The 3,582-nt window shown below is 78.6% G+C and carries 4 protein-coding genes; all 4 read right to left on the bottom strand.

The features are described 5' to 3' along the window. Positions 1–24: 24 nt before the first annotated feature. Entirely contained in the window at positions 25–642 is a 618-nt protein-coding gene (locus AC0CYZ_RS27915; protein WP_472221367.1) for a class I SAM-dependent methyltransferase, read from the bottom strand. Beyond that, entirely contained in the window at positions 639–1,415 is a 777-nt protein-coding gene (locus AC0CYZ_RS27910; RefSeq protein ID WP_472221366.1) for a PIG-L deacetylase family protein, read from the bottom strand. The genes AC0CYZ_RS27915 and AC0CYZ_RS27910 overlap by 4 nt, the downstream gene beginning before the upstream one ends. Then, positions 1,412–2,401 (bottom strand): acyl-CoA dehydrogenase family protein, encoded by a 990-nt coding sequence (locus tag AC0CYZ_RS27905; protein ID WP_472221365.1) that lies wholly within the window; start codon positions 2,399–2,401, stop codon positions 1,412–1,414. The genes AC0CYZ_RS27910 and AC0CYZ_RS27905 overlap by 4 nt, the downstream gene beginning before the upstream one ends. Before the next feature lie 118 nt (positions 2,402–2,519). Beyond that, on the bottom strand, positions 2,520–3,582 hold a 1,063-nt coding region (locus AC0CYZ_RS27900), incomplete at its 5' end, for a cation:proton antiporter domain-containing protein (protein WP_472221364.1).

Below are 3,582 nucleotides of genomic sequence, written 5' to 3'. Positions count from 1 at the left end.
CGGGCACGTCGGGCAGCGGTCGGGTCACCGCAGCCCCACCCGCTGGGCGACGGAGCGGGCGGCGGGCGGGGTCCGGGTGAGCACGTCGAGGCGGAAGTCGGCCTCGCGGTGCTCCGCGATCCGCGCCAGGCCGTCGAGGCGGGCGAGCTCGTCGTGCACCGCGTCCCCGGTCACGGGGTACTCCGGGGCCTCCCGGATCCAGTGCACGGCCAGCAGCGTGCCGCCGGGCTCCAGCCGCTCGCGGACGGCGTCCCACAGGGCGGCGCGGTCCTCGGACCCGAAGTAGTAGGCGAGCTCGGACACGACGACGAGGTCGAACGGGCCGTCGGGGACCTCGTGGGGGACCGCGGCCCGCTCGACGCGCACGTGGGGGTGCTCGTCCAGCCGCGTCCGGGCGCGGTCCACGGCCTCCTCGGCCACGTCGGTGGCGACGAGCTCGTCGCAGCGCGGCGCGAGCAGCACGGACAGCGCCCCGCCCGCGCACCCCGGCTCGAACGCGCGGCGGTAGCGCGGGTCGGGCAGCGCGGCGAGGACCACGGCGCGCTTGCGGTCCTCGTACCAGGACGACTCGAGGCCCCACGGGTCGTCCTCGTCGCCCCAGAGCCGGTCGAAGTGCTCGGTGCCGAGCGACTCTGCGCTCACGTCGTCCTCCACAGCGCCTCGACGTCGCGCAGCAGCCGGGCCAGGACCCCGGGCGGCAGAATCGCCGCGTCGCGGGGGTCGGCCGAGAGCGGCTCGACCTGCGTCGTGAAGCACGCGACCGCGTCCCGCTTGGCGCGCTGCGCGGCCTCGGGCAGCCTCACCGCGACCGCGCCGTCCCGGGGGACGGCCGGGTCGTCGGGCGCGGCCCAGTGCCACAGCCACACCGCGTAGTGCCACCGCGCCACCCCCCGGCGGGCCGCGACGTCGTCGGCGACCTCGGCGACGGCGTCGTGGTCGGGGTGCCCGTCGCCGGGTACCGGGGCGAGCAGCGTGTCGCCGGGGCGCAGGAGCTCGTCGAGCAGATCGGTCAGCACACCGCGGTGGCCCGCGACGCCGCCGTCGGGGAGCCCGGCCCGGACCACCGTCGCGTCGGGCAGACCGAGGGCGGCCAGGGCACGGCGACGCTCCTCGTGCCGGAGCCCGGCGAGCTCGGCGGGGCGCAGGGTGGGGCTGCCGGGGTGGCTGCCCTCGCCGTCGGTGACCGCGACGACCGTGACCGGGAGATCCGCGGCGGCGGCCCAGGCCGCGAGCGTCCCGCCCGCGCCGAGGGTCTCGTCGTCGGGGTGCGGTGCAACGACGACGACGCGCCCGGGCGGCCGGAGCTCCCCGGGGGTCACCCGGGGGAGTGCCGCGAGCAGCCCCGAGGACCGCCACCGTTCCTCGGTCGTCCCGGGCCCGGTCAGGTCCCGCTCACCGACGTCGTGCGCCGTCACAGCCGGACCCCGTCGGCGCGCCCGCCGTCGAGCTCGGCCGCGAGGTGCCCGAGGGTCGCGAGGTCGCGCTCGGCGTGGCTCTGGCGCACGTAGACCTCGAGGTCGGCGACGTGGCGGGCGTGGTGGGCGTCCTGCGCCAGCGGCCGGGGTCCGGTCGCCCGCCCGGTGCTGCGCAGGACGGTCTCGACGGCGTCCTCCACCGCGGCGCGGACGCGAAGCGCGCGGCGGCGGGCGGCCGCGATCGGCTCGACGAGGGCGTCGGGCTCCGCGATCTCGGCGGCGGCCGCGCGCAGCACGGCGCCCGCCGCCGCGAGGGCGGTCTCCACCCGGCCCAGGTGGGCGGCGTCGTGCTCGTCGCCCCGGCCGGCTGCCAGGCGCTCGCGCAGCGGCGCGGCCGCCCCGACCGCCCCGCCGAACCAGGCCGCGGCGACCCCGACCGCGCCGTGCCAGAAACCCGGGCGCTCCAGGTACGCGCCGGGTCCGCCCACCGGCCGCGCGGGGGTCGCGGTGAAGCGGACGGTGGCGGTGCCGCTGTCGCGCATGCCCACACCGAGCCACGGGTCGCCGTCAGGGTGCGCGGTCGGGGACGAGAGGTCGACCGCGAACAGGCGCCCGCCGTCGGGGGCGTCGGCGGTGAGGAGCGCGTGGGTGCAGCGGTCGGACCCCGAGCACCACGGCCGGCGTCCCGAGAGCGACCAGCCCTCGCCGTCGTGGGCGGCGTGCACCGCGGTGTCCGCGCTCCCCGCGGCCCACACGCCCCACAGCGAGCCGGGCCCGACGGTGGCCCCGCCGAGCTCGTCGGTGATCGTGGCCGCGTCGAGGTGGGCCTCGGCGAGGCGGGCGGCGTCGAGGTCGTGCTCCGCGGTCCGGGCGAGCACCCGCCAGTTGGCGAGCAGGTGCGCGCGGGGGGAGGGGGCGAGCGTCAGGGCGGCGAGGGCCCGGGCGAGCGGGTCGTCGACCACGCGCGGCGAGACGGCGGAGGTCACCGGTCCCCCCTCCGGGAGCGGGCACGTCCCGGGCCGGGACGGCGGCGGGCGCCCGAGGTGGGCCCGTCCGTGGGGCGGGTGACCGTGCGGCCCGCCGGGGAAACCCCGACCCGCCGCGTCAGCGCACGACGAGCGCGGCCTGCTCCAGGTCGAGCTCGTGCTGGATCCGGACGAACGCGTCCTCACCGAGCGTGCCCGCGTTGCGCAGGGCCAGCAGGCGGGAGCGTTCGGCGACGAGCATCGCCTGGCCGTAACGGCGGTAGGACTCCCGGGTCGACTCCGCCGGCTGGTCGTCGTGCTCGTCGTCGTGGCCCTGCGGGGCGGCGACGGACGCGGTCGCGCCGCCACGCCCGGCGGCCTGGTCGTCGGCCGGGGCGTCGGTGGTGTCCGACCCGCCGTCGTCGGCTTCGGCGTCGGCCGCGGCCTCGGCCTCGGTGGCGGCGTCGATCCGGTTCTGCACCCGGCGGCGGAGCTGGTCGACGACGGCGCGCCGCCCGGGGTCCTCGCGCTCGAGCTGCTCGAGGCACTCCAGGGCGGCGTCCGCGGCGAGCCGCCGGGCCCGGGCCTCCTCCTGCGCCTCCTCGACCACCTCCCCGTGCGTGCCGGGCAGGCGCCGGGCGAGCGAGGGCAGCGTGGTGCCCTGGCCGAGCAGCGTCGCGAGGATGACCACGAAGGTGACGAAGACGATGAGGTCGCGCTGTGGGAAGGCGCGGCCGTCGGGCAGCACGACGGGGAGCGTCAGCACGGCGGCGAGGGAGACCGCGCCGCGCATGCCCGCCCACGCCGTCAGCGTCGTCTCGGCCCAGGACGCGTGCCGGCGGTGCAGGGCCGTGGCGAGGCCCTGCTCGGCGGCGACCACCCACGCGAACCGGACCACGATGAGCGTCCCGACCACCGCCAGCGTGACCGTCGCCACCGCGATCGGCGCCATCCCGCTGATGCCGGCCACCACGCGGCGCAGCTGCAGCCCGACGACGAGGAACACCATCCCCTCGAGCAGCCAGGACACCGCGGTCCGGACGGCCCCGGTGACGACGCGGGCCGCGGGTTCCATGATCGTCGTCGCCCGGTGACCCAGGTAGAGCCCGGTGACGACGACCGCGACCAGGCCGGAGGCGCCGAGCTCCTCCGCGGGCAGGTAGGCCACGAACGGCGCGACGAGGAACACGACGACGTCGGTG

Source organism: Actinomycetospora sp. (assembly GCF_055612215.1).
This window is presented reverse-complemented; position numbering and strand designations above follow the sequence as displayed.